General features: G+C 69.4%; 17 protein-coding genes. 8 read left to right on the forward strand and 9 right to left on the reverse strand.

All coding sequences use genetic code 11. The annotated features are described in order from the left end of the window. Positions 1–40 precede the first annotated feature (40 nt). Both ACVCMI_RS03870 and ACVCMI_RS03875 read right to left on the reverse strand, forming a co-directional pair. Complete coding sequence (locus tag ACVCMI_RS03870; RefSeq protein WP_447097386.1) at positions 41–295, reverse strand: hypothetical protein; 255 nt, start codon at positions 293–295, stop codon at positions 41–43. A 79-nt stretch (positions 296–374) separates the two neighbouring features. Next, positions 375–2,363, reverse strand: a complete 1,989-nt coding sequence (locus ACVCMI_RS03875) for a winged helix-turn-helix domain-containing tetratricopeptide repeat protein (RefSeq protein WP_447097385.1) — start codon at positions 2,361–2,363, stop codon at positions 375–377. 286 nt (positions 2,364–2,649) lie between these two features. Between ACVCMI_RS03875 and ACVCMI_RS03880 the strand changes: the two genes are divergently transcribed. The 3 genes from ACVCMI_RS03880 (at position 2,650) to ACVCMI_RS03890 (ending at position 4,524) form a co-directional block, all read left to right on the forward strand. After that, the gene (locus ACVCMI_RS03880; protein ID WP_447097384.1) at positions 2,650–3,681 is read left to right on the forward strand and encodes a hypothetical protein; all 1,032 of its coding nucleotides are present in this window, start codon (positions 2,650–2,652) and stop codon (positions 3,679–3,681) included. A 139-nt stretch (positions 3,682–3,820) separates the two neighbouring features. Then, complete coding sequence (locus tag ACVCMI_RS03885; RefSeq protein WP_395121324.1) at positions 3,821–4,279, forward strand: putative toxin-antitoxin system toxin component, PIN family; 459 nt, start codon at positions 3,821–3,823, stop codon at positions 4,277–4,279. Between the two features lie 56 nt (positions 4,280–4,335). Then, on the forward strand, positions 4,336–4,524 hold the full coding sequence (locus tag ACVCMI_RS03890) for a CPXCG motif-containing cysteine-rich protein (protein ID WP_395116116.1): 189 nt from the start codon (positions 4,336–4,338) through the stop codon (positions 4,522–4,524). Positions 4,525–4,607: 83 nt separating this feature from the next. Here ACVCMI_RS03890 and pncA read toward each other — a convergent pair whose 3' ends face one another. Further along, a complete protein-coding gene (pncA, locus tag ACVCMI_RS03895) occupies positions 4,608–5,237 on the reverse strand; it encodes a bifunctional nicotinamidase/pyrazinamidase (protein WP_395116118.1) in 630 nt (209 codons plus the stop codon). Between the two features lie 108 nt (positions 5,238–5,345). On the opposite strand from pncA, the gene ACVCMI_RS03900 reads away from it, so the two are divergent. Then, positions 5,346–5,717 carry a hypothetical protein gene (locus ACVCMI_RS03900; RefSeq protein WP_395116120.1) on the forward strand — a complete coding sequence of 124 codons (372 nt, stop codon included), beginning with the start codon at positions 5,346–5,348 and terminating at the stop codon, positions 5,715–5,717. A 705-nt stretch (positions 5,718–6,422) separates the two neighbouring features. Continuing rightward, a complete protein-coding gene (locus ACVCMI_RS03905; protein WP_447097383.1) occupies positions 6,423–7,031 on the forward strand; it encodes a hypothetical protein in 609 nt (202 codons plus the stop codon). A 223-nt stretch (positions 7,032–7,254) separates the two neighbouring features. Here ACVCMI_RS03905 and cls read toward each other — a convergent pair whose 3' ends face one another. From cls to ACVCMI_RS03925, 4 genes are all read right to left on the reverse strand, one after another. Continuing rightward, a complete protein-coding gene (gene cls, locus ACVCMI_RS03910; protein WP_447097382.1) occupies positions 7,255–8,646 on the reverse strand; it encodes a cardiolipin synthase in 1,392 nt (463 codons plus the stop codon). 18 nt (positions 8,647–8,664) lie between these two features. Next, the gene (locus ACVCMI_RS03915; protein WP_447097381.1) at positions 8,665–10,032 is read right to left on the reverse strand and encodes an FAD/NAD(P)-binding protein; all 1,368 of its coding nucleotides are present in this window, start codon (positions 10,030–10,032) and stop codon (positions 8,665–8,667) included. Between the two features lie 32 nt (positions 10,033–10,064). After that, positions 10,065–10,643, reverse strand: coding sequence for a cysteine dioxygenase (locus ACVCMI_RS03920; protein WP_395116154.1), 579 nt, complete (start codon positions 10,641–10,643; stop codon positions 10,065–10,067). A gap of 227 nt (positions 10,644–10,870) precedes the next feature. After that, complete coding sequence (locus tag ACVCMI_RS03925) at positions 10,871–11,527, reverse strand: energy transducer TonB (RefSeq protein WP_447097380.1); 657 nt, start codon at positions 11,525–11,527, stop codon at positions 10,871–10,873. A 239-nt stretch (positions 11,528–11,766) separates the two neighbouring features. Between ACVCMI_RS03925 and ACVCMI_RS03930 the strand changes: the two genes are divergently transcribed. Together ACVCMI_RS03930 and trhA are read left to right on the forward strand one after the other, a co-directional pair. Continuing rightward, on the forward strand, positions 11,767–12,195 hold the full coding sequence (locus ACVCMI_RS03930; RefSeq protein ID WP_447099492.1) for a hypothetical protein: 429 nt from the start codon (positions 11,767–11,769) through the stop codon (positions 12,193–12,195). A gap of 94 nt (positions 12,196–12,289) precedes the next feature. Further along, positions 12,290–12,958: a PAQR family membrane homeostasis protein TrhA gene (gene trhA, locus ACVCMI_RS03935; protein ID WP_447097379.1), complete on the forward strand. Its 669-nt coding sequence runs from the start codon at positions 12,290–12,292 to the stop codon at positions 12,956–12,958. A 9-nt stretch (positions 12,959–12,967) separates the two neighbouring features. Here trhA and ACVCMI_RS03940 read toward each other — a convergent pair whose 3' ends face one another. Further along, positions 12,968–13,450: a DUF456 domain-containing protein gene (locus tag ACVCMI_RS03940; RefSeq protein ID WP_447097378.1), complete on the reverse strand. Its 483-nt coding sequence runs from the start codon at positions 13,448–13,450 to the stop codon at positions 12,968–12,970. 198 nt (positions 13,451–13,648) lie between these two features. Further along, positions 13,649–14,425: a ferredoxin--NADP reductase gene (locus ACVCMI_RS03945; RefSeq protein ID WP_447097377.1), complete on the reverse strand. Its 777-nt coding sequence runs from the start codon at positions 14,423–14,425 to the stop codon at positions 13,649–13,651. Positions 14,426–14,834: 409 nt separating this feature from the next. Between ACVCMI_RS03945 and ACVCMI_RS03950 the strand changes: the two genes are divergently transcribed. Continuing rightward, the gene (locus ACVCMI_RS03950; protein WP_395116164.1) at positions 14,835–15,815 is read left to right on the forward strand and encodes a sigma 54-interacting transcriptional regulator; all 981 of its coding nucleotides are present in this window, start codon (positions 14,835–14,837) and stop codon (positions 15,813–15,815) included. Positions 15,816–15,996: the final 181 nt, after the last annotated feature.

A 15,996-nucleotide genomic window follows, 5' to 3' on the forward strand; every position in this document is an offset into this window, starting at 1 on the left:
CACCGCCCGCCGTCCATCGCCACGAGCCGGTCCGGCCCGCCTAATCGTCGAAGCCGGTGTAGTCCTCGGGAAAGATCGGCGTGCCGTCCGCCTCCAGTCCCGTCATGTTGGCCAGCGCCTTCGCCGCGGCGGCTTCGGCCACGTCCTTGTCGCGGAAGCTGCGGTTCTCGCAGATCGCGTAATACACCGGAAAGCCGTGGCGGCGCGGCGTGATCGCCAGCCACGCCGCGTAGCGCGAGCCTTCCAGGGTGGCGCCGGAGCGGGCCAGGTAGTCGTCGAACGCGCGCTCGGCCATGGTCGTCGGTTCCGCTCGGAAAGCCCGCATTGTATCGGCTGGGTCCGGGTTTGCCGCCGATCCCGGCGCTTCCTGCGCCTCAGCGGTTGCGCGTGCCGTTCGCGGCGCGGATCTGGTCGATGCTCAACGCTTCGCTTTCGCCCGGGGGCGGCAGGCCGATCCTTTCGCAGAAGGCGATGAAGCGCGGATCGTCGCGCAGGTTCAGGATGAACGGATCGGTCGGCAGGAACAGCAGATCGGCGGCCGAAGCATGCTGCAACCATTCCACGGCGTGGCCGGCATCGCCGCGCAAGGCGTAGATCTGCGCGATCAGATGCGGATCGGCGTTCGCCTCGGCCTTGCCGGCGAGGGCGTTCGCCAGCGCGGTGTCCGCGGCGGCGCGATCCGGCCCGATCTGGGCCGCCAGCGCCGTGTACGGGTCGCGGTACTTCGCGGGCATTTGCAGCGCGCTGCCCATGGCCTTGACCGCGTCGCCACGCGCCAGGGCAACCGCCATGCGCAGGAACAAGGATGAATAGCGCCAGTGCGCGTTCGTCTGCGGCAGGCTTTCGGCGGTGCCAAGGTATTTCTCCGCTTCGTCCAGCCGGCCGGACGCCAGCAACAGCTTCGCGTACTGCTGGTAATTGATGATGTACAGCGGTTCGATTGAAAGCAGATGCTGCCTCGACCGGATTGCCTCGCGCAGTTTTCCGACCTGGGCAAACACATAACCGCAGCCATTGAGGACGGTCCCGTCCTCCGGCGCCAGTTGCACGGCGCGACGGCATTCGGCCAGGGCGCCGCGATGGTCGAAGCTGTAGACCATCAGGTAGGCGCGGGCCGCGTGGGCCGCCCCCAGCCCGGGCGCCAATTGCAGCGCCTGGTCCGCTGCGCGCCTTGCCTCGTTCATGTGCTGGCGGGCGGCCTCGGCGGGTTCGTTCGAGAACGTGGCGACGGTGCTCAGCGATCCCGACAGGTGTGCCCATGCCATCGCATAGCCGGGGTCGAGTTGCACGGCCTTGGCCATGTATTCGGATGCTCGGCGGAAATCCTCGTCGTGCCAATGCTTCAGGCCCTGCAGATAGGCGTTGTAGGCTTCGATGCTGCCGCTGGGCGGCCGGTCGTCATGCCTGACGGATTCGCCGGGCGACAGCAGCTTCACCTGCAACGCACCGATGACCGCGGACGCGATTTCGTCCTGCAGGGCAAACAGGTTCCGGTACGGGCGATCGTAGTGCTCGGCCCACAGCGTGCTGCCGTCGACGGCCCTGGTCAGCGCGGCGTTGATGCGCACGACGTCGCCCACGTGCTGCACGCTGCCGCTGAGCAGGTAGGACACACCCAGCTTGCGGCCGATGGTGCGGCTGTCGTCCCTGCTGCCGCGGAACTGGAAAGCGGAATCGCGACCGATCACCTTCAGCCCGCCGAAGCGGGAAAGGGAGTTGATCAGGCTTTCCGACAAGCCGTCGGAAAAGAACTGCTGTCCCTTGTCGTTGCTCGCGTTGACCAGCGGCAGCACCGCGATACTGCGCTCCGGCGCCGGCTTCGGCGCGCTCGGCGCATGCGGCCACCACTGCCAGCCGGCCACCGCGAGCAGCGCCAGCAGTGGCAGCAGCCACCACATGGCGCGCGGCATGCCGTGCCGGTCGCCGGCGCGCCGCCGGGCCACCGGAGGATGTGACGCGGCAGGCGGCACCGGCACCGGCACCGGCATCGTCGGCGCTTGCGACGCGGGGACCGGGACGGCCCGTGACGGCGCGTCGGGCGTGGCTTCGGGAAGGTCGAAGCGGTAGCCCACGCCATGCACGGTGTGCAGGTAGCGCGCCACTTTCGCGTCCTCGCCAAGCGCATGCCGCAGCAGGGTCATCAGCCGGTTCAGCACCCCGGGGGTGACGTGGCGGTGGCCCCAGACCGCGTCGAGTATCTCGTCGCGGGTGAAGACCCGGCCGGGCGTGCCGGCGAGCAGCGCCAGCACGGCGAAGGCCTTCGGTTCCAGCGGCTGCCCGATGCCCCCGCGCAACAGACGCCGGCCGGCGAAGTCGATCGTGCAGTCGTCGAAGGCGAGCGGGGCGGGCGTTGACGGGTCCATGGCGTCCTGTGGCGGGTAGCGCACGAGAGTGGACGAAAACCGGTGCTGCGGGCGACCCCAATGTTTTCCCAAGGAATCCAAGCAAAGTCCAGTCTTTCCCGAGCGGCCGCCTCAAGACCCGCCGCGCCACACCCCCGAAGCTGGGCGCGCCGGCCCTCGCCGGCACGCTCGCGTGCAGTCGCGATGCCCGCGCCTGCACAGGGTGAGCGACGCGTCGCCATGGCGCAACCAGTCCGCGGCGAAGGGTTTTCTCCGCGGTCGTCCACACCCATGCAAGGAGAGACCCATGAACCGCAAGTACCCACAGTGCGCACTGGCCATCGCCGCCATCCTGTCCGCCAATGTCTACGCGCAGCACTACGGCGCGTGGAGCAACGCGCAGCTTGCGCCCGGCATCAACACCGCGGCCGCCGAAGGCTGTCCGATCGAGTCGCCGGACGGGGACAACCTGTACTTCATGTCCACCCGCAATGGCGGCCTGGACAACTGGCGCGCAACGTGGAATGTCGCGATGCGCAGCTGGGACCACGTCACCAACCTCGGCGCACCGGCGAATTCGCCCACGGCCGCCGACTACTGTCCCACGCCGTTGCCCGGCAAGTGGCTGCTGTTCGTCAGCTCGCGGCAGAACGCCGAGGATTGCACCGGCTGCAAGGCGATGCCGCCGCCGCCGCCCGGCAGCCCGCCGGCCGGCGACATCTTTCTGACCCGCGAGAATCCCGCGCACGGCTGGGCGACGCCGGTGGATCTGGGCGGCTATGCGGACGGTGGCCCGAACACCAAGGGTTCGGAATACAGCCCGTCGGTAGTGAAAACCGCCCAGGGTACCTTCCTGTACTTCTCCAGCGATGGTTATCCGGACAGCAAGGGCCATGACATCTACATGAGCCGCCAGCGTGCCGACGGCAGCTTCGGGCCCGGCGTGCGCGTGGCCGAGCTGAGTACCGATGCCGCCGACCTGATGCCCAACGTGCGCAGGGACGGGCTGGAAATCGTGTTCAGCAGCAACCGGGCCAGCGCCGATCCGCGCAACCAGGACATCTGGTACGCCACGCGCCCGAACACCGCTTCGCCATGGACGGTGCGCGGCCGGATCGAGAATCCCGCGGTCAACACGGCGGACGGCGCGGAAACCCGCGCCACGCTGTCCAGCGACGGCACCCGCTTGTACTTCGGCCGCAAGCACTTCGCCCAGGTGCCGGCCGACCCGGGCGATGTCTACGTCAGCACGCGCGTCAGGTTGACGTGGGGACGCGGCCACGACGAGCACCACGGGCGCGGCCGGTCCCACGATCACCACGGACACGGCACGCACTGAACCCTGCGTCGGCGGGACGGAACATGCGGTCGCGGCGGTGGTCGTCGCCGCGACCGCATGCGCAGCCGGAGCCCGCTCGTCCGTGCCGCGGGGGAGGCATCACGTGCATCGCGTGACCCGCTTGCCGCATCATGTGCCGATGATCGCCGCATTCCCGAATGTGCCCCGTGTGGTGCTCGACACCAACGTGTGCCTGGACATCTTCCTGTTCCACGATGCGCAGTCCGCCGCGCTGCACGTGGCGATGCACGAGGGCCGCATCCAGGCGGTGACGCGCGCCGACTGCCGCGCCGAATGGCTGCGCGTGCTGCACTATCCGCAGGTGCCGCTCACCGCCGAAGCACGGCCCGGCGTCGAGGCCGCGTTCGATGCCCTGGTGCACTGCCTGCCCGACGATCAGGCCACGGCGTCGCCCGAGATGCCGCTTCCGCGCTGCGGGGATCCGGACGATCAGAAATTCCTGGAACTGGCACAGGCGGCGGGTGCGCGCTGGCTGGTCAGCAAGGACAACGAGTTGCTGAAGCTGGCCCCGCGCTGCAAGCGCGACGCGCTGTTCTGGATCGGCCTGCCGCAGGCGTGGTCGTTGCGCCACGCTTGACGATCGCGTCACCCGGAGCCGTGCTTCACTGGCCCGGCCATCCGCGGAGACACGCCATGCTCACGCCCCACACCATCGACTGCCCGTACTGCGGCGAACCCGTCGAAATCCTGCTCGACGCATCGATCCCCAGCCAGCAATACATCGAGGACTGCCAGGTATGCTGCCGCCCGATCACGCTGACGGTGGACGTGGACGACGACGGCGCGATCGCGGTGCGCGCCCGCGGCGAGAACGACGCCTGAGCGAACTTCATGCCAGCGCGCTCCGCACGCGATGCTCTTGCGAATCCCGAATCCGTGGGAAGAGCATCGCGCACAGGGCGCTCCTACAGGGCGTCGATGTCCTGCGCGAGCAACGCGGCGCGGGTGGCTTCGTCGCTGGCCGGGGTGACCGGGCGGGTGAGCTCCCACAGCATGCGCGCGCGAAAGCCCAGCGCCACGGCGTCCTGCGCGGTCCACAGCACGCACACGTCGCGCGCCAGTCCGCACACCACCACCTCGTCCACGCCGCGCTCGCGCAGCCAGCCGGCCAGGCCGGTGCCGGGGCGCGTGCCTTGCGGGCCGTGGTTTTCGCGAAAGCCGCTGTAGGAATCCACGCCCGGGTCGCTGCCCTTGCGGATCACCGCGTCCAGCGCCGACCAGTCCACCTGCGGATGCAGCGCGGCGCCCGCCGTGCCCTGCACGCAGTGATCCGGCCACAGGGTCTGCGGCTGGCCATGCAGGGTGATCTCGTCGAACGGCGCACGGCCCGGATGCGAGCTGGCGAACGACGCGTGGCCGCGCGGATGCCAGTCCTGCGTGGCCACCACATGGCGAAAGCGGCGCGCGCGCAGCAGCGCGTCGATGCCGTCGATGATCGCGTCGCCGTCGTGGCAGGCCAGCGCTCCGCCGGGCATGAAGTCGGGCTGCACGTCGACCACGATCAGGGCCGTCGTGGCGGAAACGGCGTGAGTCATGCAGACTGCTCCGGACAGGTGGAGCGGCAGTCTAGCGTGCGCGCGCGGCAGGCGGACACGCGCGCGGCATCCCGAAGGGGCAGCGCAGTGCATTACGACCAATCATGGATGGGCAGTGGCATCGTCGGCGGCCTGCAGGCCGGCGCGATCTCGGCAGCGGCCGGGCTACTGCTGTTCCTGGCGCTGCACTGGCTGGGCCGACGCCGCGGCTGGAGCGCTGCGCGCAAGATCGGCTGGGCGTTCCTGCTGGCCTGCGTGCTCACCGTCAGCGGCGACCTGTGGGACATGTTCTATCTCAACTACGCCAACCTGCAGTCGATCGCCCTGCTGCAAGCGGTGCTGGCCGGCATGCACGATCCGGAGCACCTCGGCCTGCGCGTGCTGTGCGAGTTGCTCGGCGTGTCGCTGGGCATCGGCGTGGGGTACGCATCGTGCGGTGGGGATCGACGCAGCCGTGGCGGCAGCGACGCACGGACGTGATGGCGAGTTGACCGTCTTTCTCCGGATGGCGAGCCTCGCTCTCGCGCGGTGAACTCAAGCCGTCGGCTGCACCCGATTTGCAAGTGATCGACGCGCCGATGGCACTCGTCATCCGGGAGTCGCCTCCGTGCGCCGGTGCGCGACGCCAGCGCCATCGCATCGCCGTCCGGGAGAATTTCATGCCGACTTCAGCGCCAGTCCTGGCCAGGATCGCCTAGAGCGACAGCATGGTTGACTCGTAGCATGGCGCTCGGTTCGTCGGTGCGTCGGGAGCGCACTCCATGCGCATCCAATGCGTGATGAACCAGGCCACGGGGGGCCTTTGCTGGAGGGGAACATGAATACTTGCGCACGCAAATCGCGTCCGCGATGCGCCAGCCTGTCGCTGTTGACGCCCGGATGCAGTCTGCCGCGCTATGCGGCACCGACAAAGGCCCGGAAAAAGGCACCGGCACCCGCCGCGACTGCCTTGCGCACCACCAGCTTGTTGCCGACGGTACGGCATCAGCAGGCCCGCCCACTCAAGCCGAGCGGGCGCCCGCCGCAATCGTCGTCGAAGGCTCACCTGTACACCGACTACGGTCGCCCGGAGCGCAATCCGTCGGCTTCGCTGCGCATGAGCGTGGCGGCCGCCGCCATCCATGATGTCAACGCGTTTGCGTCGGCCGGCGGCAGCAGCCTGGTCATCATTACTACGGACTGGAGTTGTTCCTCGAGCATCCGTTTGACGGCAAGTGGTTCGGCAAAGTTGACTACCTGTTCTCGCGCAGCTACGGCAACAGCGAGGGCCAGGTGCGTTCGGATATCGGTCAGGTGGACGTATCCGCCACGGTGGACTGGGATTATGCGCAGGTCATGGAGTACGCCAACGGCGAACTCTCCAACAGTCGTCGCCATCAGATCAAGGCGTATGGCTCCTACCAGCTGACGCCTGAGTGGATGTTGTCCGGCAACCTGGCCATCATTTCCGGTGCGCCGCGCAGTTGTCTTGGCATGTACGGCCTGGACGAGACCAACCCGGGACTTGGCTACGGCGCCTATTACCACTGGTGTGCCGGCAAGGTGTCGCGACCGGGCGACGCCGGCCACAACCCGTGGCAGTACACCGTCAGCCTGAGCGCCGAATACCGACCCTTGTGGGCCGACAAGAAGCTGGGCTTCAACGTGATGGTCTACAACTTGCTCAACAATCGGGTAACCACGCAGACCGACCCGTTCTACGGCGCGACCGGTGGCGAATACACCACCTACCGCATGGCAGTATCCCAGTCCCAGCCTCGTTACGTGCGCCTTGGCGTCAGTTACGACTTCTGACCGCGCGTGGCGCCGGCAGCATGGCTTGGCGGTATCGACAGGCCCGGCGCGTCGGACACTCCTCGGGAGCCCATGGAAAGGCGCTCCCGACACTCACGGTACGAAATGCACGTCAAGCGCGGGTTGCCGCGACAGGCCACCCGGCCCGGAGACTTTCCCCGAGGCTAAGCCGGCACAGGATGTGCCGGCTTCTTTTTCCGGTCGCGCGACGCTGCAGCCGCTCCTACAGCAACGGATCGAACAGCCGCGCCACGTGCATCGCGACGCGGCGAAGATACGACGCGTCGCGATACTCGCGCTCGTCGATCGCCACGGCACGACTGAAGTCCGTGCGCAGCATCGCTTCGACTTCGCCGGCGAACGCCCCGTCGACGACCAGCGCGCCGACTTCGAAGTTGAGTCGGAACGAGCGGCTGTCCAGATTCAGGCTGCCGATCGCGGCGGCATCGTCATCGATCAGCAGCGCCTTCTGGTGCAGGAAGCCCGGCTGGTAGCGGAACATGCCGATGCCGGCGCGCACCGCGTGGTAGGCGTGCAGGGTGGAGGCGAGGAACACGGTGTGGTGATCCGGTCGCGACGGGATCAGCACGCGCACATCGACCCCGCGCAGCACCGCCAGCTGCAATGCCGCGCGCACCGCGTGGTCGGGCACGAAGTACGGCGTGCTCAGCCACAGTCGCCGGCGTGCGGCGTGGATCGCCGCGGTGAAGAACAGCGAGCCGGTTTCCAGGCGGTCGGCGGGCCCGGCTGCGACCACCAGCGCGCTGGCGCGGCCTTCGTCCTGCGGTGCGTCCAGCAGCGGCGGCAGTTGCCCGGTGATCCATTGCCAGTCGTCGGCGAACACCTGCTGCAGGTCGGCCACCGCCGGCCCGCACAGTTCCAGCATGGTGTCGCGCCACGGCGACAGCGGCGGCTTGCGGCCCAGGTATTCATCGCCGGCGTTGAGGCCGCCGACGAAGCCGCGTGCGCCGTCGACCACCACGATCTTGCGATGGTTGCGGAAGTTGAGCTGGAAGCGGTTGCGCAGGCGATGCGTGGCGAAGCGGTGGATCGCCACGCCGCCCTCGCGCAGCGCCTGCACGTAGCGGCGCGGCAGCGCATGGCTGCCGACGCCGTCGAACAGCACGCACACTTGCACGCCGGCGGCCGCGCGCTGCAGCAGCACCTGCTGCAGGCGCCGGCCCAGCGCGTCGTCGTGGATCACGAAAAACTGCACCAGCAGACAATGCTCGGCCGTTGCCATCGCGGCCAGCATCGCCGCGAAGGTGCCTTCGCCGTCGATCAGCAGGCGCAGGCGATGGCCGCTGCGGAACGGCCGCCGCTGCAGCGCGCTGATCGCGGCGAAGCGTGCGCAGGCCGGCTCGACGGTCGCGGCTTCCGTGTTCGCCGTCACCGGCTGCGATGTCGGCGCGCCGTGGCCGGCGTGGTAGCCGAAGAACCGGCTGGAGCCCAGGTAGAGATAGGGCAGCAAGGTCACGTACGGCAGCAGCAACAGGCCCAGCATCCAGCCGATCGCACCCTGCGGCGTGCGTGCGTGGCGGATCGCGTGCAAGGCCGACAGCGCGCCGAGCAGATGCAGTGCGACGATGCAGGCGGTGAGGACGCTGGCAGTCATGGTGACGGCCGCGCCGGTTCAGCCGGCCAGGATCTGGTCGGCCAGGTTGCGGGCCTGCTGGCGGATTTCCGGCATCGCGGTGGATTCCCACAAGGTGCCGCGCAGCAGGCTGCCGATGGCGAACAGGTGCGGCCACGGCTGGCCGTCATGATGCAGGCGGCCATCGCGGCTGGCCACCAGGCCGAGGCCGAGCGGATCGCCGGTGACGTGGGCATTGGTGAGCAACTGGCGCACCAGTCGATGACGGCTGTGCCGCACGTCGGTGGCCAGCCCGGTGGTCTGGATCGCCAGGTCGGCGTGCTGTACCTCGCTGTGCCCGGCGTGCCGGAACTGCAACTGCAGGCCCTGACCGCTTGGCTCAGCGGCCTGCAGGCGGCCGCGTCGGCGCTGCAGGCGACCTTGCTGTTCGAGCGCGACGATGGCCTCGTGCACCTGCGGCGGCATGCGGTGGCGCGCACGTTCCCACGCCCAGCGGGCATGCCGCATGAAGCGCGCGCGCTGCTCGGGCGGCAGCTCGCCCCACAGGTCCGGCAGGTGTGGGCGCAGACTGTCGACGACAGTGCGCCACTCGATGCCATGCGGCGCGATCGCCTCCCGCAACAGGTGCATCCAGCGGCGGATCTCCGGTCCGTCGCGCATGGCATCCACCAGCTCGGCGCTGTCGCCGGCAGGCGTGCCGGCATGGGCCAGGTGCGCCTCGGGCAGCAGGCCATGGCGCGAGGTGGCGACGAAGGTGGTGTGTGGCCAGCGCGCGGAGAGTTCCAGCAACACGTCGACCGCGGTGAGCCCCAGGCCGATCACCGCCACGGTACGCGGTGGCGGCACCGCGTCGAGCTGCGCCAGCCAGGGCCACGGGTCGACGATGTAGCGACCGCTGTCCAGCGCGGCCGCGCTCACGCCCTTCAGCGGCTGCGGCGGCAGTGCACCCAGCGCCAGCACGGCGGCATCGGCGCGATGGCTGCGTTCGCCGTGGATCACGGTGACGCCGTCGCGTTCGGGCACCAGCGCATCGACCTCGAACGGCACCACGTTGACGTGATGATGGCCGCGCGCCATGCCCTGCTGCAGTGCGCGGGCCACCTCGGCCTCCAGGTAGTCGCCGTAGCGCCGGCGCGGCAGGAAATCGGTGCCGCCGATCGCCGGGTCGTCGCGCTGCACGAAATCCAGGAAGCCCTGCGGCTTGCCGGCGAACATGCCCATCGACGCGGCGCGCACGTTCAGCAGGTGGCGCTCCGAGCCAGTGCCGTAGGCCACGCCGCGCACCGATTCGCCGGCACCGGTGAACCAGTCCAGTTGCAGCGGTTGCGGCGGCTCGCGCTCCAGCAGCTCACTGAGCAGGCTGGCGGCCGCGGCGCCGCCGCCGATGATGGCGACCCGTCGAAACATGCGGTTTTCCTGTTCCCCTGGCGTGGCGTCGGTCAGGCCGGCCAGTGCCCGGCCACGGCGCAGTCGGTGGCCCGCGCGGTCCACGGCCCGGCGGGTGCGGTCTGCTCGTATGCCTGATAGTGGTTCAGTTCGCCGCCGTAGACGTGCAGGGTGAGCGCGGTCTCGTGCTGGGACAGATTGCGGCAGCGGTGCACGTGATTGGGGTCGCCCTCGAACCAGATGCCGTCGCCGGGGCCGAGCCAGTCGCGGCCCAGCGCGCGCAAGGTGCCCGAGCCCGGGTCGCGGCGCCACGACTGCACTTCCAGCGCACCGACCAGGGCCAGCTCCAGCCCCCACAGGCCGGCATGATCGTGCACCGGCGTGCAATGGTTTGCCGGCCACGCCATCACCAGCATGCTGACCGGCGGCTGGTTGCGCTGCGCCAGCTGCCAGCGACCGAGGCCCTGCCCGCGCCGCGGCAGGCGCGCCAGCCGCGCAGCGATCGCCGCGTTGTCGCGGTGCACCAGCTGCCCCAGCTCGCGTGCCATCGAAGCCAGGTCCGGGTGCGCCACGCTTGCGTGCTCCAGCGCGATCTCGCGCAACAGCTTCAAGGTTCGCCGTGGTCTGCCCATGCGGGCCTCCCAGCAGGATAAAGGGGCGCCAGTGGATCATGCGCCCGGTTAAAGTGGCGTAAGCCGGCCGGGGCGACGGGCTCCCCAATCGATCCGGCCAGGCTCGGAGTGGTCCGTGGAAATCCGGCGCGTGCCACCCACGCCCGTTATCGCAGGTTTTTCCGTTTTCCTCTCAACCGATCCGGCGCGGCTACGCTCAGAGAGATCGTGAAAACCGGCCGCCGCGGTCAGCCGCGCAGGGTGAACGTGACCGGCACGCTGGCCCAGGCGCGCGTCGCGTGCCCGTTTACGATGGCCGGCTGGAAGCGCCAGTGCGCCAGGACCTGCTCGCGGGCGCTGCGGTCGAGTTCCGCGTGGCCGCTGCTGCGCAGCACGCCGACTTCGAGCGGCTTGCCGGTCTCGTCCACCAGGACGCGCAGCACCACCGTACCCTCCAGATGCCCGCGCAAGGCATGCGCCGGGTAAGTGATGGGGTGGGCCAGGTAGGCGAGGCTGGCTTCGACCGCGGCGACGGGTGCCGGGGTGCCGCTGTCCGTTGCCGCAGCCGGCGCCGCGTCTTGCACGGGCGCGGCGAGCTGGCCGTCGGCGACCGGCATCGACGGTACACGGGCCACCGCCGGATGCGGCATCACCTGCGGCGTGGGCAGCGCCTGCGGCAGCGGCTTGAGTTCCACCGGCGGCGGTGCCGGCGGCTGCGGGGACGGCGATATCAGGCGCACCAGCGCCGGCGGCGGGACGAGTCGGGGCAGGGTCGGCAGCGACACCGGCAGCGGCCGTGCGGCGATCAGGATCACGGCAAGGTTCAGTGCGATGGCCGCACTGAGCGCGGCGATGCGGGCGGGTTCCGGGCGGGCTTGGGCAAGCGGCAGGCTGATGGAAGACATGACGACCTCCTGGCTGCATGGCGGGAGCGGCAGTCACGCGGCTCGCGCCGGGGGATCGTGCTGTCGCGCCTGCAGCCTATGCCTGTTGCGCCGACGCGCGCAAGTGGACGGCTGGACGTCCATCTGCCGCCAGGCCTCGCGTACGGCGATCGGCGAACGACGCAGGTGGCATCGGGCGCAACCTCTGCGACAATCGTCCCGCGGCGACGGGCCGATTCCACGGGAGCCAAGACATGCGCATGAACATCTGGTGGGCCGCGGGTCTGCTGGCGGCGGCGTCGATGCTGTCGGTATCGACGGCGCGGGCGGGCGACATCTCGTGCAAGATGACGTTCCAGCTGTCCGGCTGGTCGGTGTTCTACAAGACTGCCAGGGGCACCGGCACGGTCCGTTGCAGCAACGGCCAGAGCCTGCAGGTGAAGCTGCGCGCCAAGGGCGGCGGGCTGACCTTCGGCAAGACGAAGATCACCGACGGCATCGGCAAGTTCACTGGCGTCAGCAACGTGCGCGACGTGCTGGGCCACTATGCCGAAGCGGTGGCGCACGCAGGCGCGGAGAAGTCGGCGGCGGCGCAGGTGCTGACCAAGGGCAATGTCTCGCTGGCGCTCAGCGGCAAGGGCGAGGGCTGGAACCTCGGCGTGGCGTTCGGCGCGTTCATCATCGAATAGCGACACCGCGCGTGCGACCCTGTGCCAAGGCATGCAGGGGCGCACGTGCGCGATCAAGGTGTGTCGGCGCACCCCGCGCCACCGGAGGTTTCCGATGTCCGCCACGTCCGGCGCAGTCATTCCCAGCTACAGCTTCGGCGATGAGCTGGCCAGCAGCATCATCCACGGGCTGGGCATCGTGCTCAGCATCGCCGGGCTGGCCACCCTGGTCGCGTTCGCGGCGCTGCACGGCAATGCAGTGGCGGTGGTCGCCTGCGCGGTGTTCGGCGCATCGCTGGTGCTGCTGTACACCGCCTCCACGCTCTACCACTCGATCCCCGCGGCGGGTGCCAAGCCCACCCTGCGCGCACTCGACCACATCGCGATCTACGTGCTGATCGCCGGCACCTACACGCCGTTTACCCTGATCGCCCTGCCGGCCACATGGGGCTGGAGCCTGTTCGCGGCGGTATGGGCGCTGGCGCTGGCCGGCAGCGCGCTGGAGCTGGGCCTGCTCAAGCGCTACCACAAGCTGGCGGTGCTGCTGTACGTGGGCATGGGCTGGATCGGGATGGTCGCGTTCAAGCCGCTCAGCGAACACCTGCAGGCCGGCGGCACCGCGCTGCTGGTGGCCGGCGGGCTGGCCTATACGCTGGGCGTGCCGTTCTACCTGTGGCGGCGGCTGCCGTTCCACCACGCGCTCTGGCACCTGTTCGTGCTGACCGGCAGCGTGCTGCATTTCCTTGCGGTGTTGCTGTACGTGATCCCCGGCCCGCAGCGCTGAGAGGCGTGTTCAGCCCAGCAGCATGGCCAGGCCGAACAGGCCGACCATCAGGAACGACAGCACCAGCTTGAGCAGCGTGCCGAACAGGAGCCCGAGCCAGGTACCCACGCCCACGTGGGTCGCGCGCAGCACGCTGTTGCCCGAGGACAACTCGCCCAGCAGCGCCCCCGCGAACGGCCCCAGGACCAGGCCGGGGATGCCGAAGAACATGCCCACCACGGTGCCGATGCCGGCGCCCCACAACGCGCGCCGGCTGGCGCCGACGCGCTTGGCGCCCAGCGCGCTGGCGACGAAATCGACGACCACCCCGACCGCGCCGATCGCGCCGATGGCCAGCAGCCACCACAGCCCGAGATGGCGGTAGCCATCCACCGCCGCCGCCAGCCAGATCCCGCCGAACACCATCGGAATGCCCGGCAGCACCGGCAACACCGAGCCGGCCAGACCGCCGAGCATCAGCAGGGCGGCGAGGATGTAGAGGGCGATTTCCATGGCGGGCTTCCGTTGGCGCGGTCACGCGGGAGTCACGGCCGCACGGCCATGGGGGTGGGGACACTATGGCATGCAACCGCGCGTCGTTCGCACCATTCGCGGCCGTGGCCGGTCATCGGCGAACTGCAGGAACGCACCGTGTGCGCGATGCTTGCTTTTACGTGACGACCAGGTTGCGCACAGGGTGCGCTCCCGCAGCTATTTCTCGACGAAGGCGCGTTCGACCACGTAATCGCCCGGCTCGCGCGTGCGCGGCGAAGCTTCGAAACCGCGGCCGTCGAGCAGGGTGCTGAGGTCGTCGAGCATGGCCGGGCTGCCGCACAGCATCACGCGGTCGGTTTCCGGGTTGAGCGGCGGCAGCCCGGTGGCCGCGCTCAGCGCGCCGTCGACGATCGCATCGGTGATGCGGCCGTGGTGGCGGAACGGCTCGCGCGTGACGGTGGGGTAGTAGATCAGCTTCTCGCGTACCAGCTCGCCCAGGTATTCGTGCTGCGGCAGCTCGTGCTCCAGGTAGTGCGCGTAGGCGAGATCGTCGATGCGGCGCACGCCGTGGGCCAGCACGATCCGGTCGAAGCGCTCGTAGGTGTGCGGGTCGCGAATGATGCTGAGGAACGGTGCCAGGCCGGTGCCGGTGCCGAGCAGGTACAGGTTGCGGCCGGGCTTGAGGTCGCCGAGCACCAGCGTGCCGGTGGGCTTGCGCGTGACGATCAGCGGGTCGCCGGGCTTGAGGTGCTGCAGGCGCGAGGTCAGCGGGCCGTCGGCGACCTTGATCGAGAAGAACTCCAGGTGTTCCTCCCAGCTGGCGCTGGCGATGGAATAGGCGCGCATCAGCGGGCGGGTTTCCGCCTCCAGGCCGATCATCACGAACTGGCCGCTGTCGAAGCGGAAGCCGGGGTCGCGGGTGGTGCGGAAGCTGAACAGCGTGTCGTTCCAGTGCTGCACGTCGATCACGTGCTCGGTTGCCATGGCCACCATCAGGGGGTTTCTCGTCCGGGTGATCGGCGGCGCAGGGCGCCGGCCGTCGGGTTGCAGGAGGTCGTGGCCGCGGCCATGCAGCGGGGCGCGAAGCGCGCGGCGGTCAACCTGCAAGGATACGCCAGCACCCCGGTGATCGCCGAATCGGATTCCGTGACGGGTTGCCGCATCCCCCGTGCGGGCATCGTGTATCAGGTGATCGTAGGTCGCCGCCTACATCCTTGGCCTCCCGCGGATGGCAGCAGACGCGTTCTTGAACTACAGCCGCCGGCTGCGCATACTGCGACCGTTGCTCCGATCCGGCGGCGCCAGGCCGGACGGGAAGGAAGCCAGGGGGATTCCTAGGCACGCCGATCACGGCGCGGCGGGGTTTTCTTGAGGTCGACTTCGGGAGCTGATGATGCCGATCATGATCGGCCAATCCCAGGCAATCGTCGCGGTGCGCGCGCAGTTGCAGCGCTTTGCCGCCTGCGACGTGCAGGTGCTGATCGAGGGCGAAACCGGCACCGGCAAGGAAGTCGCCGCGCGCGAAATCCACTACGCCAGCGCTCGCCGGGATTTTCCCTTCGTGCCGGTCAATTGCGGCGCCATCCCCGACAGCCTGATCGAGAGCGAACTGTTCGGCCATGGCCGCGGCGCCTTCACCGACGCCAAGGTGGCCCAGCCCGGCCTGGTCGACCATGCGCGCGGCGGCACCCTGTTCCTGGATGAGGTCGATGCGCTCTCGGCCAAGGGCCAGGTGACCTTGCTGCGCTTCCTGCAGGACAGCGAGTACCGCCCGGTCGGCGGCGGTGCCATGCGCACTTCGGATGCGCGCATCATCGCCGCCACCAACAGCTGCCTGGCACGGCAGGTGGAAGCCGGCCGCTTCCGGCGGGATCTGCAGTACCGGCTCAATGCGCTGTACCTGCAGTTGCCGCCGCTGCGCGAGCGCGAGGGAGACGTTGCCCTGTTGGCGCAGCATTTCCTGCACGCGGTGGCGATTCGCCTGCACGGCCCCTTCAAGCACTGGAGCGAGCCGGCGATGGCGGCGCTGCAGGCACATGCCTGGCCGGGCAACGTGCGCGAGCTGGACAACGTCGCGCTGCGTGCCTACATGTGCAGCGACGACGCCATCGTCGGCCTGACCGCGCTGGCCGCAGCAGATCCGGCCTTCATCGGTCCGCGACCGCAGCCGCGGCGGCGGGCTAACGAACCGGAGCTCGGCTTCCGCGTGGCCAAGACCCGTGCGATCCACCAGTTCGAGCACGACTACCTGGTGCAGCTGATGCAACGTGCCAGCGGCAACATCAGCGCCGCCGCGCGGCTGTCCGGCACCGAGCGTCGCCAGCTCGGCAAGCTGCTGGTCAAGCACGGCATCGGCATCAAGGCTTTCCGCACCCGCCAGTGAATTTCCGAGGCCGCCGCGGCCGCGGGTGCGCCGTTACCCATGGCGCGCGCGGAACGGGTCAGCACTGCCCCGGCATCGAGCCGCGGAATCGTTCGCGCCCACCTGCCGCGCCATTTTTCGTCCTCCGTTCCATGGCATGCCTGTTGCCAGTCCAGCGATGGACTGGCGCCGCGGGGAGGTG

The organism is Rhodanobacter sp. UC4448_H15, assembly GCF_052978265.1.

Bases quoted from the DNA above. Each gene is read 5' to 3' on its own strand.
- ACVCMI_RS03930 (WP_447099492.1), top strand. From the start codon at position 11,767: ATGAACATCTGGTGGGCCGCGGGTCTGCTGGCGGCGGCGTCGATGCTG.
- ACVCMI_RS03880 (WP_447097384.1), top strand. From the start codon at position 2,650: ATGAACCGCAAGTACCCACAGTGCGCACTGGCCATCGCCGCCATCCTG.
- pncA (WP_395116118.1), bottom strand. From the start codon at position 5,237: ATGACTCACGCCGTTTCCGCCACGACGGCCCTGATCGTGGTCGACGTG.
- cls (WP_447097382.1), bottom strand. From the start codon at position 8,646: ATGACTGCCAGCGTCCTCACCGCCTGCATCGTCGCACTGCATCTGCTC.
- ACVCMI_RS03920 (WP_395116154.1), bottom strand. From the start codon at position 10,643: ATGGGCAGACCACGGCGAACCTTGAAGCTGTTGCGCGAGATCGCGCTG.
- ACVCMI_RS03945 (WP_447097377.1), bottom strand. From the start codon at position 14,425: ATGGTGGCCATGGCAACCGAGCACGTGATCGACGTGCAGCACTGGAAC.
- ACVCMI_RS03885 (WP_395121324.1), top strand. From the start codon at position 3,821: ATGATCGCCGCATTCCCGAATGTGCCCCGTGTGGTGCTCGACACCAAC.
- ACVCMI_RS03940 (WP_447097378.1), bottom strand. From the start codon at position 13,450: ATGGAAATCGCCCTCTACATCCTCGCCGCCCTGCTGATGCTCGGCGGT.
- ACVCMI_RS03950 (WP_395116164.1), top strand. From the start codon at position 14,835: ATGATCGGCCAATCCCAGGCAATCGTCGCGGTGCGCGCGCAGTTGCAG.
- ACVCMI_RS03915 (WP_447097381.1), bottom strand. From the start codon at position 10,032: ATGTTTCGACGGGTCGCCATCATCGGCGGCGGCGCCGCGGCCGCCAGC.
- ACVCMI_RS03875 (WP_447097385.1), bottom strand. From the start codon at position 2,363: ATGGACCCGTCAACGCCCGCCCCGCTCGCCTTCGACGACTGCACGATC.
- ACVCMI_RS03900 (WP_395116120.1), top strand. From the start codon at position 5,346: ATGGGCAGTGGCATCGTCGGCGGCCTGCAGGCCGGCGCGATCTCGGCA.
- ACVCMI_RS03870 (WP_447097386.1), bottom strand. From the start codon at position 295: ATGGCCGAGCGCGCGTTCGACGACTACCTGGCCCGCTCCGGCGCCACC.
- ACVCMI_RS03925 (WP_447097380.1), bottom strand. From the start codon at position 11,527: ATGTCTTCCATCAGCCTGCCGCTTGCCCAAGCCCGCCCGGAACCCGCC.
- trhA (WP_447097379.1), top strand. From the start codon at position 12,290: ATGTCCGCCACGTCCGGCGCAGTCATTCCCAGCTACAGCTTCGGCGAT.
- ACVCMI_RS03890 (WP_395116116.1), top strand. From the start codon at position 4,336: ATGCTCACGCCCCACACCATCGACTGCCCGTACTGCGGCGAACCCGTC.